The organism is Luteococcus japonicus, assembly GCF_003752415.1.
GTDB classification, from domain to species: domain Bacteria; phylum Actinomycetota; class Actinomycetes; order Propionibacteriales; family Propionibacteriaceae; genus Luteococcus; species Luteococcus japonicus.
In genome coordinates this window covers 1,613,189-1,637,073 of record NZ_RKHG01000001.1, presented here as the reverse complement: position 1 = coordinate 1,637,073, position 23,885 = coordinate 1,613,189, and the positions used below count along the sequence as shown (strand labels likewise).

18 protein-coding genes are annotated in these 23,885 nt (G+C 69.2%); 16 read left to right on the top strand and 2 right to left on the bottom strand.

The window, feature by feature from the left end:
* The first annotated feature begins 60 nt into the window (after window positions 1-60).
* From EDD41_RS07970 to EDD41_RS07950, 5 genes are all read left to right on the top strand, one after another.
* The gene (locus EDD41_RS07970) at window positions 61-2,682 is read left to right on the top strand and encodes a DNA polymerase III subunit gamma and tau (RefSeq protein ID WP_425454332.1); all 2,622 of its coding nucleotides are present in this window, start codon (window positions 61-63) and stop codon (window positions 2,680-2,682) included.
* A gap of 116 nt (window positions 2,683-2,798) precedes the next feature.
* Complete coding sequence (locus tag EDD41_RS07965; protein ID WP_211336607.1) at window positions 2,799-3,956, top strand: glycerate kinase; 1,158 nt, start codon at window positions 2,799-2,801, stop codon at window positions 3,954-3,956.
* Window positions 3,957-4,009: 53 nt separating this feature from the next.
* Window positions 4,010-4,327 (top strand): YbaB/EbfC family nucleoid-associated protein, encoded by a 318-nt coding sequence (locus EDD41_RS07960; protein WP_123575528.1) that lies wholly within the window; start codon window positions 4,010-4,012, stop codon window positions 4,325-4,327.
* A gap of 120 nt (window positions 4,328-4,447) precedes the next feature.
* Complete coding sequence (gene recR / locus EDD41_RS07955; RefSeq protein WP_123575527.1) at window positions 4,448-5,071, top strand: recombination mediator RecR; 624 nt, start codon at window positions 4,448-4,450, stop codon at window positions 5,069-5,071.
* A 9-nt stretch (window positions 5,072-5,080) separates the two neighbouring features.
* Window positions 5,081-5,899 (top strand): Cof-type HAD-IIB family hydrolase, encoded by an 819-nt coding sequence (locus EDD41_RS07950; protein ID WP_123575526.1) that lies wholly within the window; start codon window positions 5,081-5,083, stop codon window positions 5,897-5,899.
* 18 nt (window positions 5,900-5,917) lie between these two features.
* Here EDD41_RS07950 and aztD read toward each other — a convergent pair whose 3' ends face one another.
* Window positions 5,918-7,147, bottom strand: coding sequence for a zinc metallochaperone AztD (aztD, locus tag EDD41_RS07945; protein ID WP_123575525.1), 1,230 nt, complete (start codon window positions 7,145-7,147; stop codon window positions 5,918-5,920).
* 133 nt (window positions 7,148-7,280) lie between these two features.
* Between aztD and EDD41_RS07940 the strand changes: the two genes are divergently transcribed.
* The 9 genes from EDD41_RS07940 (at window position 7,281) to EDD41_RS07905 (ending at window position 19,951) form a co-directional block, all read left to right on the top strand.
* Window positions 7,281-7,838 carry a PadR family transcriptional regulator gene (locus EDD41_RS07940; RefSeq protein WP_123575524.1) on the top strand — a complete coding sequence of 186 codons (558 nt, stop codon included), beginning with the start codon at window positions 7,281-7,283 and terminating at the stop codon, window positions 7,836-7,838.
* Window positions 7,835-8,569: an ABC transporter ATP-binding protein gene (locus EDD41_RS07935; RefSeq protein WP_094765222.1), complete on the top strand. Its 735-nt coding sequence runs from the start codon at window positions 7,835-7,837 to the stop codon at window positions 8,567-8,569. The genes EDD41_RS07940 and EDD41_RS07935 overlap by 4 nt, the downstream gene beginning before the upstream one ends.
* The gene (locus EDD41_RS07930) at window positions 8,569-11,172 is read left to right on the top strand and encodes an FtsX-like permease family protein (protein WP_123575523.1); all 2,604 of its coding nucleotides are present in this window, start codon (window positions 8,569-8,571) and stop codon (window positions 11,170-11,172) included. Before EDD41_RS07935 ends, EDD41_RS07930 begins: the two co-directional genes overlap by 1 nt.
* A gap of 200 nt (window positions 11,173-11,372) precedes the next feature.
* Complete coding sequence (locus tag EDD41_RS07925) at window positions 11,373-13,358, top strand: SpoIID/LytB domain-containing protein (protein ID WP_123575522.1); 1,986 nt, start codon at window positions 11,373-11,375, stop codon at window positions 13,356-13,358.
* A gap of 98 nt (window positions 13,359-13,456) precedes the next feature.
* On the top strand, window positions 13,457-13,630 hold the full coding sequence (locus EDD41_RS16815) for a hypothetical protein (protein WP_170165285.1): 174 nt from the start codon (window positions 13,457-13,459) through the stop codon (window positions 13,628-13,630).
* A gap of 12 nt (window positions 13,631-13,642) precedes the next feature.
* Entirely contained in the window at window positions 13,643-14,647 is a 1,005-nt protein-coding gene (locus tag EDD41_RS07920) for an MFS transporter (RefSeq protein ID WP_123575521.1), read from the top strand.
* A gap of 552 nt (window positions 14,648-15,199) precedes the next feature.
* Entirely contained in the window at window positions 15,200-18,532 is a 3,333-nt protein-coding gene (ileS, locus tag EDD41_RS07915) for an isoleucine--tRNA ligase (RefSeq protein WP_123575520.1), read from the top strand.
* 115 nt (window positions 18,533-18,647) lie between these two features.
* Window positions 18,648-19,658: a Gfo/Idh/MocA family protein gene (locus tag EDD41_RS07910; RefSeq protein WP_094765217.1), complete on the top strand. Its 1,011-nt coding sequence runs from the start codon at window positions 18,648-18,650 to the stop codon at window positions 19,656-19,658.
* A 14-nt stretch (window positions 19,659-19,672) separates the two neighbouring features.
* Window positions 19,673-19,951, top strand: a complete 279-nt coding sequence (locus EDD41_RS07905; RefSeq protein WP_094765216.1) for a GNAT family N-acetyltransferase — start codon at window positions 19,673-19,675, stop codon at window positions 19,949-19,951.
* 66 nt (window positions 19,952-20,017) lie between these two features.
* On the opposite strand, the gene EDD41_RS07900 is transcribed toward EDD41_RS07905, so the two are convergent.
* Entirely contained in the window at window positions 20,018-20,491 is a 474-nt protein-coding gene (locus EDD41_RS07900) for a DUF1707 SHOCT-like domain-containing protein (protein ID WP_123575519.1), read from the bottom strand.
* 148 nt (window positions 20,492-20,639) lie between these two features.
* On the opposite strand from EDD41_RS07900, the gene EDD41_RS07895 reads away from it, so the two are divergent.
* Both EDD41_RS07895 and murJ read left to right on the top strand, forming a co-directional pair.
* On the top strand, window positions 20,640-21,905 hold the full coding sequence (locus tag EDD41_RS07895; protein ID WP_094765214.1) for an aspartate kinase: 1,266 nt from the start codon (window positions 20,640-20,642) through the stop codon (window positions 21,903-21,905).
* Entirely contained in the window at window positions 21,902-23,770 is a 1,869-nt protein-coding gene (gene murJ / locus EDD41_RS07890) for a murein biosynthesis integral membrane protein MurJ (RefSeq protein WP_123575518.1), read from the top strand. The genes EDD41_RS07895 and murJ overlap by 4 nt, the downstream gene beginning before the upstream one ends.
* Window positions 23,771-23,885: the final 115 nt, after the last annotated feature.

Here is a 23,885-nt window from a genome sequence, read left to right as displayed (position 1 = left end):
CACGACTCCACGAGACTCCTACCATCATGTTTGTCGGAGGCGTCAACTAGGGTTCAGGGCGTGGACGACGACTACGACGAGCCGACCGATGCGGGCGACGACCTCTTCGAGATGGATGGTCCCGGGTTGTTCGACGAGGTGGCCCCGGCGGATGCACCTCCGGACGTCGCGCCTGTCGTGACGCGGGAGCCCGAGGACGGGCTCTCCGACGAGGACGAGGACGAGTTCATCCTGGGTGGCGCGGAGGATCCCGCGGCAGACTCGGGGAGCTTGGACGCGCTGGCCCCCGAACTCGCCGCTCCGGCGTCCCGGCACCAGCCGCGGCCCACGGACAATGCACCGGCAGCGCCGCTGGCGCTCTACCGTCGCTACCGCCCGGAGACCTTCTCGGAGGTGATCGGCCAGGAGCACGTCACGGATCCACTGCAGCGTGCCCTGACCAACAACAAGGTCAACCACGCCTACCTGTTCAGCGGCCCACGCGGCTGCGGCAAGACCACCAGCGCCCGCATCCTGGCGCGCTGCCTGAACTGCGAGCAGGGGCCCACGCCCAACCCCTGCGGCCAGTGCCAGAGCTGTCGTGACCTGGCTCGTGGCGGCAGTGGCTCCATCGACGTGATCGAGATCGACGCGGCCAGCCACGGTGGCGTCGATGATGCCCGCGACCTGCGGGAACGTGCCTTCTTCGCGCCGGTGCACTCGCGTTACAAGATCTACATCATCGACGAGGCCCACATGGTGACCGCCCAGGGCTTCAACGCGATGCTGAAGCTGGTGGAGGAGCCCCCGCCACACGTGAAGTTCATCTTCGCGACGACGGAGCCGGAGAAGGTCATCGGCACCATCCGCTCCCGCACCCACCACTACCCCTTCCGGCTGGTGCCGCCGAAGGTGCTGCAGAACTACCTGGCGACGCTGTGCGAGGCCGAGGGGGTGTCCGTCGACCAGACCGTGCTGCCGCTGGTGGTACGCGCCGGTGCCGGGTCCGTGCGTGACTCGTTGAGCGTGCTGGACCAATTGCTCGGCGGCGCCGCGGAGGACGGGGTGAGCTACCAGCAGGCCTCCGCCCTGCTCGGCTACACCCCCGATGCGCTGCTCGACGAGATCATGGACGCCTTCGCCGCGGGGGATTCCGCGGGTGTCTTCGCGACGATCGACAAGGTGATCGAGGTGGGGCAGGACCCCCGTCGTTTCGCCGAGGACCTGCTGCGTCGCCTGCGTGACCTGGTGATCGTCGCGGCGGTGCCGGATGCCGTCTCATCGGGCCTGATCGACGTGTCCGGTGACCAGGCCGAACGGCTGGAGACCCAGGCCAACGGCATGGGAGCCGGCGAGCTGACCCGCGCCGCAGAGGTGATCGCCACCGGCCTGACCGACATGCGTGGAACCACGGCTCCCCGTCTGCACCTCGAACTGATGTGCTCCCGGGTGCTGCTGCCCGGTGCCGACGTCGACGGGCGTGGCATCCATGCCCGGCTGGACCGCTTGGAGCGACGGATCGGCATCCCGGGCGCTCTGGCCCCGGCCGACCCCAGCGCCGGGAGCTGGAGCACCGCAGACCTGGGCGGTGCCGCGCCCCACATGCCGGCGCCGGCTCCGGTCCAGGCGATGCCGCCCCAGCAGGCCCCGGCCATGCAGCAGGCCCCGGCACAGCGGCCCGCCGCAGCTCCCGCGCGGCAGGAGCCCGCTGTCGCGCACGAGGCAGGCCCGCAACTCGTCGAACCTCAGGGCCAGGGCGCCCCGGCCCCCGCCGAACAGCGCCCGACGCCACAACAGCAGGCACCCGAGCAGCAGGCGCCGGTCGGTCAACGCCCCGGCCCCGCCCCCGCACCGGGCCAAGGCCAGCGCCCCGCACCGGGGCAGGGGCAACGCCCGGCGGGAGGCCCACTGGGCCAGCGTCCCGCCGAGGGGCCGACCGCCCAGGCCGCCGCACCGGAGCCGTCCGACGGTCAGGCTGCGCCGCCCCGCGTCGCCAGCGGCAGCATCTCGGCCGCCGATGTGCGTCGGCTGTGGCCGCAGGTCCTGGAGGAGGTCAAGAGCCGACGTCGCTTCGCCTGGATCCTGCTCAGTCAGAACGCGCAGGTGATGGATGTCCGCGACGGCGTCCTGACCCTGGGCTTCAGCAATTCCGGCGCTCGCGACCGCTTTGCGTCGGGTGGCAGCCAGGACGTGCTGCGGGACTGCATGGTGCAGGTGATGGGGGCCGATCTTCGCGTGGAGGCCATCATCGATGGCAACCACGGTGGTTCGGCCGGCCGTGGACCGCAGCCGCCCCAGCCGCAGCAGCCCTCGGCTCCCGCTTCGTCGGGTCAGGCACCGGCCGCTCCGCAGGGTGGTGGCCAGGGTGATTGGCAGGCGTCGGCGCCAGCGGTACCGGCCCGCGAGGAGACTCCGGCGCCCGTGCCGGGCAACCAGCAATCGGACGATCCAGGGCCCCGCACGCCGCCCAGCGCGCCCGAACCCCCGGAGCCCCCGGCCGACACCTCGCGGTGGACGGAGCAGGCCCGTCAGAACATCCGGCCGACCTCCTCGGGGCCCAGTGCGCCCGAGGTGGTGGTGGACGAGTCCCAGCTGGTCAGCGATGACGACGAGTCACTCGACGAGTCCGGCGAGTCCGCCCACGAGCTGATCACGCGGACCCTCGGCGGCGTCGTGATCGCCGAGGAGCAGCCAGCCGTCTGACCCGGCGCCCGGCCCACCCCCGATCCCGACCACGTTCCCGAGCTTGTCGAGGGGGCCAACCCACGATTCCCGACCCACCCACGATCCCCGAGCTTGTCGAGGGGAGGAGGTCAATGATGACCCGCACCATCGTCCTGGCGCCCGACTCCTTCAAGGAGTCGCTGACCGCCAAGGAGGTCTGTGAGGCCCTGGAGGCAGGGCTTCGCCAGAGCCTTCCCGATGCCACCTTCGTGCACGTCCCGATGGCCGATGGAGGCGAGGGGACCGTCCAGTCCCTGGTGGATGCGACGGGAGGCGAGCTGCGCACCACGACGGTGGATGGCCCGTTGGGGGACCCGGTGCAGGCCACCTGGGGAGTGCTGGGCGATGGTTCGACCGCGGTGATCGAGATGGCGGAGGCCAGCGGCATCGGGCGAGTGCCCCGAGATCGCCGTGACCCACGTCGTGCCAGCACCCGTGGCACGGGTCAGTTGGTGACTGCCGCGCTGGATGCCGGGATCACGCACATCGTGCTGGGGATCGGGGGAAGCGCCACCAATGACGGCGGCGCGGGCCTCGCCCAGGCGCTCGGTGCCCGCTTGGTGGACGGGGAGGGCCAGTGCCTGGGGCCCGGTGGTGCGCCCCTCGCGCAGCTGGCCGGCATCGACGTCAGTGGCCTTGACCCGAGGCTGGCCGAGGTCACCGTCGAGGTGGCCTGCGACGTGACCAATCCGCTGTGCGGGCCGCAGGGCGCCAGCGCCGTCTACGGGCCGCAGAAGGGTGCCGACGACGCGTGCGTCGCGGAGCTGGACGCTGCGCTCGCGCACTTCGCGCAGGTGGTGGCGCGGGACCTTGGCCGTGACGTGGGGCAGACCCCGGGGGCGGGGGCTGCAGGGGGACTTGGCGCGGGGCTGCTGGCCTTCCTGCCGCACTGCACGCTGCGGCCGGGGATCGACATCGTCGTGGACCACTCCCGCCTGCCGGAGAAGGTGTCCGGTGCCGCGCTGGTGGTCACCGGCGAGGGACGGATGGACTCCCAGACCCGCTTCGGCAAGACGCCGAAGGGTGTCGCCGACGTCGCGGCCGCCGCGGGGGTACCCGTTGTTGCGGTGACCGGTGCGCTGGGCGATGGTGCCGAGGTCCTCTATGACGAGGGCTTCGCGGCCATCTTCCCGGTGCTCTGCCGGTTGGCGCCGCTTGACGAGGTGCTGGCCGACGGCGCCACCAACATCAGCCGCACCGCGCGCAACATCGGCGCCGTGCTCTCACTCGGTGCGGTCCGGCCGAGCGCGTAGGCTTGCCCCGGACTTGCGTCATCGCAAGCTCCCCACGACGAGAGGAAAGCCAGATGTTCCCCGAAGGCATGGACATGAACGGTCTGCTCCAGCAGGCCCAGGCGATGCAGGCCCAGCTGCAGCAGGCGCAGGACGAGCTGGCCAGCTCCAGCTTCACCGGCACCGCCGGCGGCGACCTGGTGGAGGCCACCATGACCGGCGCCGGTGAGCTGACGGGTCTGGTGATCAAGCCCGAGGCGATCGACCCCGAGGACGCCGAGGGGCTGGCTGACCTGGTGCTCGCCGCCGTGCGCGACGCCAGCGCCCAGGTGCAGGCCAAGGCCGCCGCCGTGATGCCCGGCATGCCGGACATGGGCAGCCTCGGTTTCTGATCTCCCGGTCCCACAAGGGCCTCGACAGGCTCGGCCGTCGTGGTGGGTATGCCACTCCCAATGGACCGAGCCTGTCGCTCACACGTTCCCCGAGCCTGTCGAGGGGCCTGAAAGGTTGACATGTACGAAGGTCCAGTACAGGACTTGATCGACGAGCTGGGGCGCCTACCCGGCGTCGGCCCGAAGAGCGCCCAGCGGATCGCCTTCTGGATGCTGGACCAACCGGCTGAGGATGTCCAGCGCTTCGCGCAGGTGGTCAGCGAGGTGAAGGCCAGGGCCCGCTTCTGCGCCGTCTGCTTCAACGTCTCGCAGGAGGAGACCTGCCGGATCTGCCGCGATGCACGCCGCGACCAGACGGTGATCTGCGTGGTCGAGGAGAGCAAGGATGTCGTCGCCATCGAGCGCACCCGCGAGTTCCGCGGGCTGTACCACGTGCTCGGCGGCGCGATCAGCCCGATCGACGGCAAGGGCCCGTCGGACCTGCACATCCGGGAGCTGTTGACCCGGCTGGCGGATGGAACCGTCACCGAGATCATCCTGGCCACTGACCCCAACACCGAGGGCGAGGCGACGGCCACCTACTTGAGCCGGTTGCTGAAGGACATGGGCCTGCAGATCAGCCGCCTCGCGTCGGGCCTGCCGGTGGGCGGTGACCTGGAATATGCCGACGAGGTGACCCTGGGCCGCGCCTTCGAGGGGCGTCGCTATGTCGAGGGTACGGCGCGTCCCGCGCCCCGGGTCTGAGGAGCGTCCATGATTCGTCTCGTCGCCACTGATCTTGACGGCACCCTGCTGCGCACGGACAAGACCGTGACGGCCTGGACGCGCAGCGTGCTGGAGGCCGTGCAGGAGCGCGGCGTGCCCGTCGTTCCGGTGACCGCACGGCAACCCAAGGGCCTGGCCCCCATTGCGGAGCAGTGCGGCCTGACCGGATGGGCCGTCTGCGTCAACGGCGCCCTCGTGCAGCACCTCGGCACCGGCGAGGTGGCCTTCGAGCACCTGATCCGGGCAGAGGTCCTGGCCTCCCTGACAGAGAAGGCGCGCCAGGCGGTGCCCGGCATCACCTTCGCGACGGTTCGCAACCGGGGCGAGGCCTTCGGCCTGGATGCGGACTACCGGGCCATCACGGGACCCGAGGACCACCAACCCGCCATGGTCCATGCCCGCACGATGACCCTCGAGGAGATCGTCGAGAAGCCGGCGCTGAAGCTGTTGGCCCGGCACGCAGAGGTCCCCGCCCTGGAGCTGTCCCAGATCATCAAGGACCTGGAGGTGGCGGGGGTTCATCCCACGACGTCGGGTGCGGACTTCGTGGAGATGTCCGCCGCGGGGGTCACCAAGGCCTCGGCACTGGATGACCTGTGCGGAATGCTAGGGCTGGACCGGGGTGACGTGGTTGCCTTCGGTGATGCCCCGAATGACGTCGAGATGCTGCGCTGGGCCGGCTGCTCCTATGTGATGGACCAGGCCCATCCAAAGGCCGTCGCCGTCGCCACCGGCAATGCCGGCAGCAATGACGACGACGGAGTGGGCCGAACCCTGATGCGCTTCCTGCGCGAGGGGATCATCTGACCGCCTCGCCGCTGGTGCTCAGCCCGTGACGCCGTTCACCTCATTGGGTACCCGGTCCAGCGTGATGGAGCGGCCGACCTTCTTGGTGGTCATGTCCACCAGGTGCAGCTGCTTCGTGGCTGGCTCGCTGACCCACACGTCCTTGCCCTGCACGTACAGGGTGGGGCGGGGCTTCTGCCATTCGGTGGGCTCGGTCCACGCGGCGGTGACGGGAATCTCGGCGGTGACCCTGGCTGCGTCGGGGTCGATCACGCGCAGCTTCCCGTCGGTCCCCAGCACCAACGCCTCGCCGCCGGCTCCGCGGCCCAGGGAACGGAAGGAGTAGGAGGCCTTCAGGTCGACGAGCTTGAGGGTGCTCTTGGCGGTGTCGGTGAGGGTGATGCGGGTGGGGCGTTCCAGTTCCGCCTTCTTGTCCACCTTGTAGTCCCAGAGCGCGACCGAGGACTTCTCGCTGCCGGCCTGGTTGCCGATCCGCCCGTAGGCATCGGGGGACTTCACCTTGGTGATCTTGTTGCCCTTGACTACCAGGATGCCGTCCTCGCAGCCGACGCTGAGGGCCCCCTTCGCGGCGGCTTCGCCGTGCACCCCCGGGCAGTCCTTGTTCTCGGCAACCTGGTGACCGTCTCCGTCCTGGATCGCGATGCCGGTGCGCGTCTTCTCGTCGCCGACGGTGTGCACGAGGCTGTCGTCCTCGCGGAAGACGGCGACGCCGTGGTGGGCCCTGGGCAGCTTCACCTGGTGGGTCTGGGGCTTCTCCACCGAGAGGCTGGTGGGTTCGAACCATTCGATGCGACCCTCGCCGTCGTAGAACAGAGCGGTGCGGCCTCCGTGGTGCACGGCGTGCCCCGGATGTGATCCGTCGAAGGTCATGTCAGTGAGCAGTGGCGAGGTCTTGCGGGAGTGGAAGTGGTCTCCGTGGGCCTGGCTCCAGACGCCCATGTCGAGCGCCTTGAAGTGGTCGCCCTCGGTGACCAACAGGTGTCGGCCATTGCCCGCCTGGTTGAGCCGGGTGAAGCCGTCCAGCGGGAAGTCACCTTCCGGTTTGCCGGTCGCGGCGTCGAGCACCTGCACGCCCCCGTTGTAGGTGATGGCGAGGCGAGGCGTGCGCCCCGCGGCATCGACGGTCTCGCGAGCGGTCGGGGTGCTGCTGGGTGAGGGGCTGGAGGCCGGTTGGGTCGTGTTCCCGCATGCGGCCAGGGTGGCGAGCGAGCAGGCGGCGAGGGCGAGGAGTGCTGGGCTTCTGTTCATAGTGGGAATCATTATCAAATAATGATCGGGAGTCAACTCGGGTTGGCATGCGGCTGACATGGGAATACTCGGTATGCAATGATGTGTGCATACTCGGTATGCAAACATGTCGCTAGCACACAGGGGAGGGTCGATGTCCGTCAAGCAGTCACTGCTGGCCCTCCTGGGCGAGAAGCCGAGGCATGGCTATGAACTCAGGAACGAGTTCAGGCGTCGCACCGGCAATTCCTGGCCGCTGAACATCGGGCAGGTCTACACCACGCTGGAGCGTCTGGAGCGCGACGGTCTGGTGCTGCGCGGTGATGAGGACGCCGAGGGAAGGGTGGTCTACAGCCTCACCCCGGCTGGCCGCGAACAGGTGGACGAATGGTTCGCCAGCCCCGTGGCCCTGGACAACCCGCCCCGCAACGAACTCGCGATCAAGATTGCCCTGGCCGTGACACTTCCCGATGTCGACGTCACGCGCCTGATCCAGACCCAGCGTCGCGCCTCCATCGAGAACCTGCAGAAGTACACCAGGGCTCGCCGGGAGGCCGACCCGGATGACCTGGCCTGGCAGCTGGTCATCGAATCCCTCATCCACGCCGCGGACGCCGAGGTCCGCTGGCTGGACCACTGTGAGTCCGCCGCGCTGCGGGCAGCTCGTCGCCACCGCTCCACTTCCCCAACCGCACAAGGAGATCCGCAATGACACACGTGCTCGAGATGCGCGGGGTGACTCGCAGCTATGGCTCCGGCGATGCCCAGGTGCTGGCCCTGGACGGGCTGGACCTGACCCTGGACCCCGGCGAGTTCATCGCCGTGATGGGGCCCTCCGGCTCCGGCAAGTCCACCCTGCTGGGCCTGGCCGGCGGACTCGACGCCCCCACCGATGGGCAGATCACCCTGGCGGGCACGCCGCTGTCCGGCAAGAGCCGCGATGACCTGGCCCGCCTTCGTCGCCGCAGCGTCGGTTTCGTCTTCCAGGACTTCAACCTGGTGCCCACCCTGACGGCCATCGAGAACGTGATGCTGCCGCTGGAGCTCGACGGCTGCTCCAGCAAGGACGCCCGAGCCGCCGCCGAGGTCGCCTTGCGGCGCGTCGGCCTGACCGAGTTGGCGGAGCGCACCATGGACCAGATGTCCGGCGGCCAACGCCAACGGATCGCCATCGCCCGCGCCATCTGCGGGGACCGTCGCCTGATCCTGGCCGACGAACCCACCGGCGCCCTGGACTCCAACACCGGCGACGAGGTCATGGCGCTGCTTCGTGACCTGGCCGACGAGGGAGTGGCCGTGATCCTGGTCACCCACGAGGCGCGCCACGCGGGCTGGGCGGACCGCGTCGTCTTCCTTCGCGACGGCCGTCAGACGGACCAGGCGCAGTCCGGTGCCGGTGATGCCGCGGCCACCCTGCCTCTCGGCCCGAAGCGGGCATCGTGATGCTGCAGGCCCCGTGGAGGGGCAATGTCGTCGCCGATCGTCTGGCTCGTCGTGAACTCGTCCGCCACAAGGGGCGATCGGCGCTGATCATCGCGCTCGTGATGCTGCCGGTGATGGTGGTGTGCGCGCTGGGGATGTTGGCTGCCCAGGAGAAGCAGGACTTCGCCGCCCGGCAGTACGGGGCGGCCACCGCCAAGGTGGAGAAGCTGCAGTACTGGGACGGGAAGTGCCAGCAGTCGGACCTCACCTCTGCCTCCTGCACGGACAGCACGATCCAGGACGGCGAGAAGTCGCCCGCCCCGGACTGGAGCGCCGTGGGTTCCCTGCCGCAGCAGCAGGTCCCCGAGGTCCAAGCGGGGCAGACCGTCACCGTGGAGGGCGTCACGATGGACACCACCCTGGCGGTGGTGGACCTGACCAGCCCGCACGCCGCAGAACGCTGGGCCGTCGAGCCGTCCGTCGTGCCCGGCGCCCACGAGGTCCTGACCACCAAGGAACTGGCCACGCGCCTGAACCTGCGCACCGGATCCCAGGTGACCGTCGGGGACTCCACGTACACCGTGGCCGGGCTGGTCCGCACCGACGAGTACGGAGTGGGAATTGTCGTCGCCCCGGAGCATCCGCTGGCCAGGACCGCGGCCGCATCATCGAGGGCCGTCCGCACCGTCTTCCTCTACGGCGACGAGCCGACGCTGGGGCAGGTGCAGCAGCTGAACAAGGCTGGTCTGGGGATCTCCACACGGGAGGCCTTCGACCACATGCAGGGCAGCGATACCCAGGCGGTGTCGCTCCAGGCACTCCTGCTGGTGGTCCTCGTGCTGGCCACCCTGCTTACGTCCACCATCGTCGGGGCGGCCTTCGCCATCGGCATCCGGCAGCAGCGACGCAACCTGGCGCTGCTTGGCGCCACCGGCGCTCCCGGCCGGACCCTGCAGGGCGTCGTGGTGCGCCAGGGGTTGTGGCTGGGCCTGGTCGGGTCCTTGCTCGGCGCCGTCGCGGGAGTTGCGTGGGGCTGGGCCGGTGTGCGTTGGCTCAACGCCGCGGACAGCGGCCTGCCGCAACCGCTCAGGATTCCGTGGCTGCTGCTGCCGTTGGCTATCCTCGTCGGCACGGCCTCGGCCGTCGTGGCTGCGTGGCTCCCCGCCCGCAGGATCGCGTCACAGGATGTGATGACCTCGGTGCGCAGCGCCGAGGCTTCCCAGACCGAGGCACGCCTGCCGAAGGCGGGCCTGGTGCTGGCAACCCTCGGACTGCTGGCCGGGCTGGTGGGGCCGAGGCTCTGGCCGTCGGGTGGTGGGCGTCACCCAGGAACCGTTCCGGTGGAGACCATCGTCGGCCCCGCCGCAATCTGCGTCTTCCTGCTCTTCCTGGCATCGCTGTTCATGATCCCGTGGCTGCTGGACCGGCTGGGGCGCCGAGCCCGCGGTCCGCTGGCCTGGCGGATGGCTCTGCGCGACGGTGCCCGCAACCGGTCGCGCGCGACGGCGACCGTGGCCGCACCGATGGCGATCGCCAGTCTTGCCGGGGCCCTGTTGGTGGCCAACCAGTCCATGGGCCAGACGGACCTGGACCACTACCAGTACACGTCGCGGGTGGGCGTCGGGAGCGCGTCGTCCGCGACGTCGAACACCATGACACCCCAGCTGTGGCAGCGCACCAGCCAGGTCATCCAGCAGGTCATGCCCGTGGCGGCCAGCGCCGTGGTCCGCGAGCCGCAGGTCTGTGACTCCTCCGTTCCGATGGGGCCGGCGTGCACCAATGCCCTGATGGTGCAGGGCGACGAGGTCTGCAATGACCGCGGTGGCTGCAGCAGCAGTTCCAACGGTGTCTCCGTCTACGAACCGGGCTACTTCCGGGTGCTCACGGGCCGGGACGCGACGGCCGAGGAGAAGTCGCTGCTCGCGCGCGGCGGGGTGCTGGTCTCCGACGGCCTGCCGCACGGCGACGCCGTGCAGGTGGTCGCCTGGGATCCGGCGAAGGCGGGGGCCAAGGAGTCCGTCACCGTGCCCGCCAAGGGCATCGGCCAGGTGGGGCAGGTGGCGCTGATGGATGAGGCCACCCTCACAGAGCTCGCCACCAAGGCCGCCATCAAGGACACCTTCACCTTCTTCGACACTGGCATCGACCCGACCCAGGCGCAGGTGGACCAGCTCTCGCACGAACTGTCGAAGGCCGGTCTGGGCAATCTGGCGTCGGTCTCCGTGGAGCAGGGCCCGAACAGCTCCTACCTGACCACGCAGAAGTGGTTTGCGCTGGCCAGTGCCGTGCTGATGCTGGTGGTGGCGGCCCTGGCCGGGGCGCTGGCCCTGCGCGATGCTCGTGACGCCCACACATCGCTGGCGGCAATCGGCGCCTCCACGGCGACGCTGCGGGGCATGGCGGCGGTCCAGACCATGGTGGCTGTCGGGCTGGGCAGCCTGTTGGGGCTACTGGTCGGGGCGGTGCCGATGGTGCTGATGGTGCTGTCCAGCATGGGCGGGGTGAGCCTGGGGATCCCGTGGGGTTGGTTGCTGAGCCTGTTGGTGGTCATCCCGCTGGTGGCGTCCGGCATCGCCTTCCTGGCGGTCCGTCCGCCCGTGGCCCGGGCCGTGCGCGTCGACTGAGGCCGCGTGGGTTCCTGCGTTCCGCGTGTGTTGCAACCCGAGCGGATCGCGGGAACCCGAGCGTCTGCTCCGGACCCGGTGACTGAAGAGTTCCCAGACTCTCGTCCCGGGGTCGAGGAACCGCGTCCACGGGCTTGGCGGACGGGGGCGCGCTCTGATGGGTTGTCCCTGCACGAATCACCCCCGAGGAGCAGCCCCCGATGCCCATCATCCCCGCGCGCCTGACGACGCTGGTCGCCGCCGGCGCCCTGTTGTCCACCGTCCTTCCCGCACCGTCCGCCCAGGCCGCCGACGAGCCACACCCCGTCGTCAATGGCGGCTTCACCCTGGTCGGCCGTGGCTATGGCCACGGCCGGGGCATGAGCCAGTGGGGCTCCTATCAACAGGCCACGGAGGGGCGCGGCTGGCAGCAGATCGTCGCCTTCTACTATCCGGGCGCCAACCTCCAGACCCGTGCGGCGAGCACCATCCGCGTCGGCACCTACGGACTGACCGGCGCCACGGCTCGCGTCGCCGCAGAGGCCGGCCTGACTGTCACCGACGGCGCGGGGCAGACCATCGCCCTGCCGCTGGCCGACGCGGGGGTGCCGATCACCAGCTGGGAGGTCTCCCTCCCGTCGCAGACCGGTACTGCCACCACCGCCACGCTGTGGTTTCGCACCGCCACGGCCCGCAAGGCCTTGTGGAGCACGGTTTCCGGCAAGTGGACCTTCACGGACACCGACGGTTCGTTGACCGCCCAGAACGCGTCCGGGAAGAACGTCGCCACATACCTGGGGCGCTTCACCGGGCACCGCTCCGGCAGTGGGATCACCCCGGTGCTCGCCACCACGCTGGAGGACTACACGCGCCAGGTGGTGCCGTGGGAGAACTACACGAACTGGCCGGTGCAGGCGCAGGCCGCGCAGTCCGTCGCAGCCCGCAGCTACGGCGCCTGGTACATCGCCCACCCCCGCACCAGCCTCTACGACATCTGCGACACCACCAGCTGCCAGGTCTTCGGCGGCATCTCCAAGGAGACCAGCCAGACCCGCGACGGGGTGGCCGCCAGCGCGGGGCGAGTGCTCACCCACAACGGTGCGGTGGTGCGCAGCGAGTTCTCCGCCTCCAATGGCGGGCAGATCGCCGCGGGCGGGGTGCCGTACACCAGCGTCGCGGCCGATCCCTACGAGATGCGCCTGCCCACCAGCGTCACCACCTGGCAGGGCAGCGTCAGCGCCGCGAAGCTGCAGGCCCGCTGGCCGCAGGTGGGCACGGTGCGCCGCCTCGTCGTGACCGGACGCGACGGCCGCGGCCAGTGGGGCGGCCGGGTCACCGCAATGCAGCTGGAGGGCAGCCTGGGCACGGCATCCATCACCCCGTCCCAGCTCTCACCCCTGGTCAGTGGTGGGAAGGGGAACTACTTCACCATCGCCGACGGACCCGACGCGCTGAGCCGAGACGTCTCCGGTGACGGACGCAGCGAGCTGCTCCACCGGGACCCCAATGGTCACCTGATGGCCTCCGATGCCAGCAGCGGGACGGCCTTCGCGGCTCCGCGTCGGATCGGTTCCGGGTGGGGCGGTTTCACCGCGGTCTTCGCGGGGCCTTTCACCTCGGACCGGATCGCCGACCTCCTGGCCCTGGACACCACCGGACAGCTCAAGCTCTACCCTTCCCGGGGCGCCGGCTGGGGCACGGCCACCGTCGTCGGGCGTGGTCTGACAGGCGTCCGGACGCCGTCACTGGCGCCCGGTCTGGCCGCTGGGAAGCCTGCAGTGGTGGCGCAGCGCACCTCCGACGGTGCGCTGCTGCGCTGGCCCGTCACGGGCGGAGTGCTCGCCGGGTCCCCGAGCGTGGTCAGCGCAGCCGGCTGGGCGGGCAACCAGTACAACCTGGTCTTCGCCGTGCGGGACTTCTCCGGCGACGGCATCGATGACGTGATCATGCGGGATGTGAACGGCAACCTGATGATGGCTCGCGCCACGAGCACGGGCACCTTGAAGACGCCCGAGCGGATCGGCACCGGGTGGGGCGGATTCAGGTCGATCGTCGGGGTTGGTGACATGAATGCCGACGGCCGCACGGACCTCGTGGCGCGCAATGCCGCCGGCGAGACCAGGCTCTACCCGTCGGCGCCCACGAGCCCGGGGCGCTTCGGAGCGCCGGTGCCCTTGGCAGCCGCGTTGGGAATCCTGGTGGCCTGAGCACGGAGCGTCCCGCGTCGGGTCGGGCGTTCCGCCTCCCGGAATCTCGGAGTGTGGCAGATCCCATGTTCGCGACGGCCCCGCCTAGGCTCGAGCGCATGCCCACCGCCGATGCCCGCCCCCGCCTGTGGACCGCCGTGTTCACGTCGCTGACGGTGGGGAACTTCGGCGTCGCGATGGTCTTCTACCTGCTGACCGCCACCATGAGCGCCTGGGCGCTGAAGGACCTGGGCGCCAGCCAGGCCCAGGCGGGATTGGTGGGCACCGCATGATTCCTCGGCGCCATGGTGGCGCGACTGTTCGCCGGCCAGGCGCTGTTGCGGTTGGGAGAGCGCGCCGTCGTGCTCGGCAGCCTCGTCGGCATGGTCGTCGGGAGCCTGCTCTACTTCTGGTGCAACTCGGTTCCGCTCCTGCTGCTCCTGCGCTTCGCCCACGGCGTGGCCTTCGGTGTGGCCGCGACGGGCGTCGCGGGGGCCGTGCTGGCCCGCGTCCCGGTCCAGCGACGGGGTGAGGGATCCGGCTGGTTCACCTTCGGTCTGGCCATCGCCTCCGGACTGGGCCCGATGCTGGGCAGCGTGCTGCAGCAGGGAACCGACGGGCAGCAGCGGATCCTCGTCTCGTCGGTGTGCTTCGCCGCGATGGCCCTCGGTCTCGCGCTCGTCGTCGTCCGACGCCTGGAGCCGCGCCCGGCGAAGCCGATCGGTGGACGCCACCGCCTGGCCGACTACCTGGACCCCACCGTCCTGCCAATCGCCCTGGTGGTCTCGCTGTGCGCCCTGCCCTTCGGCGCTGTCCTCACCCTGATGGCGCCCTATGCCCAACAGATCGGCCTGCCGAGTGCTGCCGGCGCCTACTTCCTCGCCTATGCCGCCGTGATCGCCGTCTCTCGGCCGATTGCGGGGATCCTGCGGGACCGCCACGGTGACACGTCGATCATGGTCCCGATCATGGTGGCGATGATCGCCGGACTGGCGCTGACCGCCACCGCCACCACGTACTGGACGCTCGTTGCGGGCGGTGCGCTGCTGGGGCTGGGCTACGGCACCCTCGTCCCGGCGGGCCAGACCGTCGCCCTGAACCTGGTGGGGTCGTCCTCTCGGGCCGGGATCGGCGTGGGCAGCTACTTCCTCTTCGTCGACGCGGGAATCGGCATCGGCCCCTTCGTCCTGGGTGCCCTGGTGGAACCCCTGGGCTACCGCGGCGCCTTCTGGGTGGGCTTGTGCTTCTCCGTCGCGGGCCTGCTGGCGATGCTGGCGCTGCGACGTCGGCTGTCTGCCGCCGCCCGTTGACCGGAGCCGTCGGGCCCCCATCACGGTGGCCGAGCACCACACCCCACCACGGTCCCCGAGCTTGTCGAGGGGCAAGGGGGATCGTGGGGGGGAATCCGCGTGGGTTCGCGCGATCCGCGTGTGTTGCAACCCGAGCGTCTGTTGGAAACCCGAGCGTCTATCAGGACCCGAGCGGTTGTTGGGAACCCGAGCGGTTGTTGGGGACCCGACCGGTTGTTGTTGGGGACCCGAGCGGTTGTTGGGGACCCGAGCGGTTGTCGGGAACCCGAGCGTCTGTGCAGTGGGCTGCTGGCACTCCCGACGCGAAACTGGTTTGGGGCCACCAGAACGTCCCCCCTAGAATGAAGCCCGTCGCAAGGCACTGATGGGGCCATCACCCCGGAGCTGCCGGAAGAACGGCGTCGCCCGCAAGGATCCGACGCTCACTAGACCCGGCCGCGGCAAGCAAGAGTGGGGGAGCAACACTCCCCAAGGAGGGTGGTACCGCGGGTCGCCCGGAGAATCTCCGGCTGCCTCGTCCCTTCGTCAGGAGATCCGACGAAGAGGAATGCGATGAGCACCGAAAAGCCAGAGGCCAGGCCCGATCCCGCGGAGCTCAGTGGGCGCGCTGCGACGAAGGAGCAGCCAGCGACTGAGCACGGAGCGCGGGGGGTCCAAGGGGGGTCGTCCCCACTTGCCTATCGAAGCGTCCCGGCACAGATCGACCTGCCGGCCATGGAGCACCAGATCCTGGACTTCTGGCAGGCCAACCAGACCTTCAAGGCCACCTTGGCCAAGACCGCCGACGGCGAGCCGTGGACCTTCTACGAGGGCCCGCCCACCGCCAACGGCCAGCCCGGAACCCACCACATCGAGGCGCGCGTCTTCAAGGACGTCTTCCCGCGCTTCAAGACCATGCAGGGCCGACGGGTGGACCGCAAGGCCGGCTGGGACTGCCACGGCCTGCCCGTGGAGCTGGCGGTGGAGAAGGAGATCGGCATCGACTCCAAGGACCAGATCGAGGACTACGGCGTCGAGGCCTTCAACGCCAAGTGCCGCGAATCGGTCAGCCGTCACGTCGGCCAGTTCGCCGAGCTCACCAATCGGATGGGCTACTGGGTGAACATGGATGAGGCCTACTGGACCATGGCCCCCGAATACGTCGACTCCGAGTGGTGGGCGTTGAAGTCCATCTTCGACAAGGGTCTGCTGGTGGAGGACTTCCGCGTCGCCCCGTACTGCCCGCACGACCAGACCGCGCTGAGCGACCACGAGCTGGCGCAGGGCTACGAGGACACCGTCGACACCACCGTCTTCGCCCGCTTCCCGCTGACCAGCGGCCCGCTGGCCGGCAAGGCCGATCTGGCCATCTGGACCACCACCCCGTGGACCCTGATCGCCAATGTGACCGTCGCCGCCGGTGCCGAGCTGGAGTACACCGTCGCCAGCAAGGAGGGGGAGACGCCCGTCGTGATCGCGACGGAGAATGTCCCCACAGCTCTGGGCGAGGGCTGGACCACCGGTGAGACCTTCACCGGCAGCCAGATGGAGGGCTGGACCTACCAGCGTCCCTTCACCTGCATGGAGCAGCCCGGCAAGGCCTGGTTCGTGGTGCTGGAGGACTACGTCGCCATCGGTGAGGGCACCGGTCTGGTGCACCAGGCGATGGCCTTCGGCCAGGACGACTACGAGTCCAACAAGCGCAACGGCGTCGAGTTCGTGAACCCGATCGGCGTCGACGGCTGCTTCAAGGAGGGCCAGGGCTTCGTCAGCGGCCTGTTCTTCAAGAAGGCGGACCCGGTCATCATCGAGCAGCTGCGCGAGAAGGGCCTGCTGCTTGCCACCCTGGACCACGAGCACCCCTACCCGCACTGCTGGCGCTGCCACACGCCGCTGATGTACTACGCCATGCCCAGCTGGTACATCCGTACCACGCAGCGCAAGGAACAGCTGCTCGCGGAGAACGAGAAGACCAACTGGTACCCCGAATCCATCAAGCACGGCCGCTTCGGCGACTGGCTGGAGAACAACATCGACTGGGCGCTGAGCCGCAGCCGCTACTGGGGCACCCCGCTGCCGGTCTGGCGCAATGACGAGGACCCGACGGACGTGGTCTGTGTCGGTTCCCGTGCGGAACTGGCCGAGCTCGCGGGCAATCCCGAGTTGGCGACGATGGATCCGCACCGTCCCTTCGTCGACGACGTCACGTTCACGGTGGAGGGCAGGGCCGGAACCTACCGCCGCGTGCCCGAGGTCATCGACGCCTGGTTCGACTCGGGTTCGATGCCCTTCGCGCAATGGGGATTCCCGTGGGTGGAGGGCTCCCAGGAGAAGTTCGAGGCCAACTACCCGGCCGACTTCATCTGCGAGGCCACCGACCAGACCCGCGGTTGGTTCTACACGTTGATGGCCGTGAACACCCTGGTCTTCGACCAGAGCTCCTACAAGAACGTGCTGTGCCTGGGCCACATCCTGGCCGAGGACGGCCGCAAGATGAGCAAGCACCTGGGCAACATCCTGCTGCCCATCCCGCTGATGGACAAGCACGGTGCCGACGCGGTGCGCTGGTTCATGGCGGCCTCGGGTTCGCCGTGGGCCGCCCGTCGCGTGGGTGATGGCACCATCACCGAGACGGTCCGCAAGGTGCTGCTGACCTACTGGAACACCGTCGCCTTCCACGCGCTGTACGCCAATGCCAACCATTACGTCCCGGGGGGGACGACCCCCCCGAGCCCCCCCGCGCTCCGCGCGGCATCCGACGCTGCTCCTTCGTCGCAGCAGGCCTACTGCGCTCCGCAAGGTGCACCCGCAGTCAAGGACCGTCATGTGCTGGACCGCTGGCTGGTCTCCGCCACCAACCAGTTGGTCGTCGACGTGACCGAGGCCCTGGAGAAATTCGACACGCAGCATGCGGGCAGCCGGATTGCCACCTTCGTCGACGAGCTGAGCAACTGGTACGTGCGTCGCAGCCGTCGTCGCTTCTGGGACGGCGACCAGTCGGCGCTGACCACCCTGCACGAGACGCTCGAGGTGCTGACCCGCCTGATGGCGCCGTTGGTGCCCTTCATCACCGAGCGCGTCTGGCAGGACCTGTTCGTGGCCACCAACCCGGAGGCGCCGAAGTCCGTGCACCTGGCCAGCTGGCCGGCGGCCGACACCTCGGTCATCGATGAGCAGCTGGACAAGGCGATGGACATGACCAAGCGCCTGGTGGAGTTGGGCCGCAGTGCCCGCGCCGAGGCCAAGGTCAAGACCCGTCAGCCGCTGGCCCGGATGCTGGTGCCCAGCTACGCCCACGCGCAGCTGGACGACAGCCTGGTGGCGGAGATCGCAGCCGAGCTGAACATCAACAGCATCGAGTCCTTCAGCTCCGCGGGCGACGTCGTCGACTACTCGGCCAAGGGCAACTTCCGCGCCCTGGGCAAGCGGTTCGGCAAGCAGACGCCGCTGGTGGCCAAGGCCATCGCCGCCGCGGATGCCGCCAAGCTGGCGGCCGACCTGACCGCCAATGGCACCGCGACGGTGGACTTCGAGGGCGGCACCGAGGTGAGCGCCGACGAGGTGATCATCTCCGAGCGGCCCCGGGAGGGGTGGAGCGTCGTCAACGAGCAGGGCGAGACCGTCGCCCTGGACCTCACCCTCACCCCGGAGCTGGTGCAGGCCGGCCTGGCCCGCGACGCCATCCGCTTCGTGCAGGAGACCCGCAAGGCCACCGGCCTGGAGGTCAGCGACCGGATCCAGCTGCAGTGGGCCGCGGCCGGTGACCTGGCGCAGGCCATCGGCACCCATCGGCAGCTGATTGCCGACGAGGTGCTGGCCACCGGCATGGAGGCCGGTGTGCAGGGTGACGACTGGGCCGTCGAGCCCGACCTCGGCCTGGCGGTGAAGGTGACCAAGCTGGCCTGAGCCGTGGCACGATGGCCGCGCCGGGGCACGATGGCCGAGCTTGTCGAGGTCCGAAGGGGAGCCCGTGGATTGATCCGGGCTCCCCTTCGTCGTCCGGGCGTGCCAAGGTGGAGTCATGGAGCAGCGCGCAGCAGGAGAACGCACCATTCGTTGGGGCATCGCCGGACCAGGCCGGATGGCCCAGAACTTCGTCAAGGACTTCGTCCACGTCGACGGCGCGGAGGCGTATGCCGTCGGTTCCCGCAACCTGGAGCGGGCCCAGGCCTTCGCCAGCACGTTCGGCCTCCCACAGGCCTTCGGCAGCTACCAGGAGCTGTGTGCAAGCCCGGACATCGATGTCGTCTACATCTCCACCCCGCACCCGCAGCACAAGGCGATTGCCCTGGAAGCCATCCGCAATGGCAAGGGCGTCCTGGTGGAGAAGGCCTTCGCCACCACGCTGGCGGGGGCCCAGGAGGTCGTCGACGCAGCCCGTGAGGCCAAGGTCTTCGCGATGGAGGCCATGTGGACCCGCTTCCAGCCCGTCGTCCAGGCCCTGCACCAGGTGGTCGACGAGGGCCGGCTCGGCACGATCCTGGGTGTGCAGGGTGACCTCTACGCCCAGCGTGACTTCAATCCCGACGATCGTCTGTTCGCCAAGGAGCTGGGTGGCGGCGCGCTGCTGGACCTGGGTGTCTACGTCCTGCACTTCGCCCAGGACTTCCTGGGAACACCGGCGTCGATGACCGTTGACGGCACCCTCTACCCCAATGGTGTCGACGCGCAGGCCGGCATGGTGCTGCGGTATGAAACGGGTGCACTGGCCACTTTGGCCGTCTCTCTGCAGGCGGCGGGCCCGGGCCGGATCGTCGTGATGGGGGACCAGGGGTGGGCTGAGGTCAAGCCTCGCTTCCACCACCCCGACCGCGTGGTGCTGCACCGCAAGGGGGTGACGCCTCGGACGCTTGCCCTTTCCCCGTTGGGAATCGGGTACAGCCACGAGATCGAGGAAGTGACCCGCTGCATCCAGCAGGGCCGCACCGAGAGCGAGATCGTCCCACTGGATCACACCTTGGCCGTGATGGCCCAGTTGGAGCAGGCGTTGAACGCCGTTGGCGTAAAGCACACCGATCAGCCATTGGGATGAGGCAGGATCAAGACATGACCATCACAGTTGCACTCAAGAACGAGAAGAAGCGCTACGAGGCCGCCGTTGACGGCCAGCCCGCCGGCTTCATCACCTACGAGCCGCAGGGTGACGTGCTCGACCTGCAGCACACCGAGATCGATTCGGCCTACGAGGGCAAGGGCGTCGGCACCGAACTGGTGAAGCAGACCCTTGACCTGATCCGCAGCATCGGCAAGAAGGTGAAGCCTTCCTGCCCCTTCGTCAAGAAGTTCATCGACGAGAACGCCGAGTACCAGGACCTGCTGGCCTGACCCGCTTCACGCCGGACGAGCCCCAGCTTCACGTCGGCTGAGCCGGTCGAGGCCCCGGCCGAGGCGTCAGGAACCCCCGTCGAGCTCCTTGCGAGTCTTGGCGGGGGTTTCGCCGTCCTTGTCCACGTCCTCGTCCTCGTCGTCGTCACCGAGCAGGGCGGCGCTGACCATCATCGGGACCAGCATGATCCACCAGTAGCGCCAGCCTGTGGCGAAGCAGACGATCAGGGCCAGCGGGAAGGCGGCCCCGCTGACGCCCTGGCGCCAGTTCCACGCATTGCTGCTGCGTCGCAGTTGCTCGGCTGGCCTTCCAGCGAGGGGAGCCGGCAGCCAGGCCTGTGGATCGCTGTCCAGCGGTGGCAGGTCCGTGAACAGGTCCGCCAGCTGGTTGCTGGTGCGAGCCGCCAAGGCCGCGGTCATCCGCTCGTCGAACTCCGCGATGTCGAGCCGGCCGTCTGCATGGTGCTCGCGCAGCTGCCGCACCGCCTCGTCGCGCTCCCGGTCGCCGATCCGGTAGGCCTTGGCCGCTGACTCATCCACCCCTTCAGGCTAGTGCGACGGGGCTCAACCGGCGCACCGTCATGGGCGTCGCCCTTCCAGTGCGCGGATCGCCCGGGTCCGCAGCTCTCGGCTGGGTACAGTGGTCCGCGCGACGCCCATGCCGGGCGCTCGCCAACCTGGAGGTGTGATGGGACGGATCGTCCAGAAGTTCGGTGGATCGTCGGTGGCGGATGCGGCGTCGATCAAGCGCGTCGCGCGCCGGATCCTCAACGCCAAACTGGCGGGCAATGACGTGGTCGTGGTGATCTCCGCGATGGGTGACACCACCGACGAGCTGATGGACCTTGCGCTGCAGGTGAGCCCCCAGCCCAAGGCGCGCGAGCTCGACATGCTGCTGACCACGGGCGAGCGGCAGAGCGCCGCCCTGCTGGCCATGGCGCTGAGTGACCTGGGCGCCGAGGCCCGCAGCTACACCGGATCGCAGGCTGGTGTGATCACCACGGGCAAGCACGGCGACGCCCGGATCATCGACATCACGCCCGGCCGCGTCGAGCAGGCGCTCAACGAGGGCAATGTGGTCATCGTCGCCGGTTTCCAGGGCGTCTCCCAGACCACGAAGGACGTCACGACCCTGGGCCGTGGCGCCTCCGACACCACCGCCGTCGCGCTCGCGGCCGCGCTGGGTGCCGAGTACTGCGAGATCTACTCCGACGTGGACGGCGTCTTCACCGCCGACCCGCGGATCGTCTCCGGGGCGCGTCACATCCCCGAGATCAGCTACGAGGAGATGCTGGAGATGGCCGCCAATGGCGCCAAGATCCTGCACTTGCGCTGCGTCGAGTACGCACGCCGCGAGAGCGTCCCCGTCCATGTTCGTTCGTCCTTCTCCGACAAGCCCGGCACCTGGGTCAAGGACCTCAGCAAAGGAAATCCGATGGAACAAGCCCTGATCACCGGTATCGCGCAGGACACCAAGGAGGCCAAGATCACCGTCGTCGGTGTCCCGGACCGCCCGGGTGAGGCCGCCGAGATCTTCGACACCATCGCGCGCAATGAGATCAACGTCGACATGATCGTGCAGAACGTCTCCCAGGTGGCCAGCGGGCGCACGGACATCTCCTTCACGCTGCCGATGGACGACGGCCGCAAGGCGATCGACGCGCTGAACGCCGCCAAGGAGGAGATCAAGTTCGACGAGCTGCTCTACGACGACCAGATTGGCAAGGTCTCGGTGATCGGCGTCGGCATGCGGTCCCACCCCGGTGTCACCGCGAAGTTCTTCCGGGCCCTGTCCGACGCCGACGTGAACATCGACATGATCAGCACCTCGGAGATCCGCATCTCGGTCGTCGTCGACGCGGACCATGTCGACACCGCCGTCCGGGCTGCACACACCGCCTTCGGGCTTGATGCCGAGGGCGAGGCTGTCGTCTACGCCGGCACCGGGCGGTGACCCAACCCACCGGCGGCCCGGGGGAGCCAGCTGGGTACGACGCGGACAAGACGGTCACCTTCGGCGCGGTGGGGCTTCCCCAACGCGCCGAGTGGGACGTCTCCGTCGCGGGCACCGAGGTGGCCGACATGACCGAGACGGTCGTGCTGTTGCCGCAGGAGGTGGTCTCCGGAGCCCCGCGGGTGGAACCTGCCGTGCCGGCGCCTGCTGCCGAGCAGGAGCCTGAGGGAGCCGCCGAGCCGGTGCGCAAGGATTCCGTCGGACGCGCCAGTGTCATCATGGCGATGGGTTCGCTGGTCAGTCGCATCCTGGGCTTCGGCCGGCAGTACCTGTTCGCCCAGGTGGTGGCGGCCTCCATCGTGGGCGACGCCTTCAATGTCGCCAACACCATGCCGAACTACCTGTTGATGGTGCTCAATGCGGGCGTGCTGAACGCCCTGCTGATCCCGCAGATCACGGCCGCCATGAAGCACGACGACGGCGGGCAGGTCTTCGTCGACAAGCTGCTGACGGCGGCCTTCGGGGCCATCCTGGGCCTGGCCGTGATCGGCACCGTCGCGACGCCGTGGCTGGTGGACTGGACCAGCTCCCTGTCCGGTGCCGCGCTGCACCTGTCCATCCTGTTCGGCTACATCTGCCTGCCACAGATCTTCTTCTACGGCCTGTATTCGGTGCTGGGCAATGTGCTCAATGCCCGCAACCGGTTCGCCGCCTTCATGTGGGCGCCGGCGCTGGCCAATGTGGTGCAGATCGTCGGGCTGATCGCCTTCCTGCACCAGTGGGGGCAGCAGACCAATCCGTCGGTGTGGACTCCGGCGATGGTCTGGACCCTGGCCGGAACCACGACGCTGGGCATCGTGATGCAGGCCTTCGTGCTGGTGCCGCCTCTGGTGGCCAGCGGTTTCCGTTATCGGCCCCGCTTCGGGCTGCGCGGCTCCGGACTGGGCTCCGCCTCGAAGATGGCCGGATGGACGGTCAGCGCCCTGCTCTTCTCGCTGGGCGGTGGCCTGGTGGTGCAGTGGGTGCTGACCAATGTGGTGAAGCACCAGGGCGCGGGTGGGGAGGCCGTGGGCGGCCTGACCTCCTACAACTACGCCATGCTGATCTTTGCCCTCCCGCATGGCCTGATCACGGTGAGCATCCTGACGGCGCTCTTCCCGCAGATGGCCCGGGTCTGGCAGGCGGGCGACGTCAGGGAGATGCGACGCCTGTGCACCCGGGCCCTGAGTACTCCGGCCGTCGCGATCATCCCCAGCAGTGCCGGGCTCTTCGTGCTGGCCGAGCCGCTGGTCCACGTGATGCTGCGGCTGTCCGTGCACGACGCGCAACCCGTCGTCACGGCGCTGCGCATCCTGAGCTTCGGCATCCTGGGCTACGGCATCTCCGTGCTGCAGCAGCGCTACTGCTTCGCCCGCGAGGAGGGGCGCCACAACTTCCTCTACCAGGGGCTGTTGACGGTGGTGCAGGTTGCCTTTGCCCTGGCCGCGCTCTGGCTGGTGGAACCGTATCTGGCGCTGCCCCTGGTGGCGCTGGGCGTGGTGGTGGCCAACTGGGGCCAGTCGCTGCTGTGGATGGCCGTCGCGCGCCGTCAGCTGGGCGGCCTGGGGTTGGACTCCGTGGTGCGTCTGTGGGTGAGGTTGGTGATCGCGTCCGTGCTGGCCGGGGGAGTGGCCTGGCTGGCCGTCTACGGCATGACCGGCTTCGGGCGCTCCTGGCTGCTGTCGGCGCTCACCTGCGCGGTGGCGGGGCTCTGCTTCGGGCTCGTCTTCCTGGCCGCCTCGCGCATCCTGCACATCCGCGAGGTCGACGAGCTGTTGGCTCCCGTCCTGCGTCGCCTGCATCTGGCCCGCCGACTCCCGCGCTGATTGAGGTGCTTGGGTGCACATTGAGGTGCGTATGACCATCTCGATGTGCACGCAAGGGCCTCAGTGTTGATCGACGGAGGCTGAGGTTGCGGCGTTCCCCGAGCCTGTCGAGGGG

Excerpts from the sequence above, each read along its gene's own strand:
- aztD (WP_123575525.1), bottom strand. The coding sequence starts at position 7,147 with ATGAACAGAAGCCCAGCACTCCTCGCCCTCGCCGCCTGCTCGCTCGCC.
- EDD41_RS07950 (WP_123575526.1), top strand. The coding sequence starts at position 5,081 with ATGATTCGTCTCGTCGCCACTGATCTTGACGGCACCCTGCTGCGCACG.
- EDD41_RS07940 (WP_123575524.1), top strand. The coding sequence starts at position 7,281 with ATGTCCGTCAAGCAGTCACTGCTGGCCCTCCTGGGCGAGAAGCCGAGG.
- EDD41_RS07960 (WP_123575528.1), top strand. The coding sequence starts at position 4,010 with ATGTTCCCCGAAGGCATGGACATGAACGGTCTGCTCCAGCAGGCCCAG.
- EDD41_RS07930 (WP_123575523.1), top strand. The coding sequence starts at position 8,569 with ATGCTGCAGGCCCCGTGGAGGGGCAATGTCGTCGCCGATCGTCTGGCT.
- recR (WP_123575527.1), top strand. The coding sequence starts at position 4,448 with ATGTACGAAGGTCCAGTACAGGACTTGATCGACGAGCTGGGGCGCCTA.
- EDD41_RS07925 (WP_123575522.1), top strand. The coding sequence starts at position 11,373 with ATGCCCATCATCCCCGCGCGCCTGACGACGCTGGTCGCCGCCGGCGCC.
- EDD41_RS07965 (WP_211336607.1), top strand. The coding sequence starts at position 2,799 with ATGACCCGCACCATCGTCCTGGCGCCCGACTCCTTCAAGGAGTCGCTG.
- EDD41_RS16815 (WP_170165285.1), top strand. The coding sequence starts at position 13,457 with ATGCCCACCGCCGATGCCCGCCCCCGCCTGTGGACCGCCGTGTTCACG.
- EDD41_RS07910 (WP_094765217.1), top strand. The coding sequence starts at position 18,648 with ATGGAGCAGCGCGCAGCAGGAGAACGCACCATTCGTTGGGGCATCGCC.
- EDD41_RS07935 (WP_094765222.1), top strand. The coding sequence starts at position 7,835 with ATGACACACGTGCTCGAGATGCGCGGGGTGACTCGCAGCTATGGCTCC.
- EDD41_RS07920 (WP_123575521.1), top strand. The coding sequence starts at position 13,643 with ATGGTGGCGCGACTGTTCGCCGGCCAGGCGCTGTTGCGGTTGGGAGAG.
- EDD41_RS07895 (WP_094765214.1), top strand. The coding sequence starts at position 20,640 with ATGGGACGGATCGTCCAGAAGTTCGGTGGATCGTCGGTGGCGGATGCG.
- EDD41_RS07905 (WP_094765216.1), top strand. The coding sequence starts at position 19,673 with ATGACCATCACAGTTGCACTCAAGAACGAGAAGAAGCGCTACGAGGCC.
- ileS (WP_123575520.1), top strand. The coding sequence starts at position 15,200 with ATGAGCACCGAAAAGCCAGAGGCCAGGCCCGATCCCGCGGAGCTCAGT.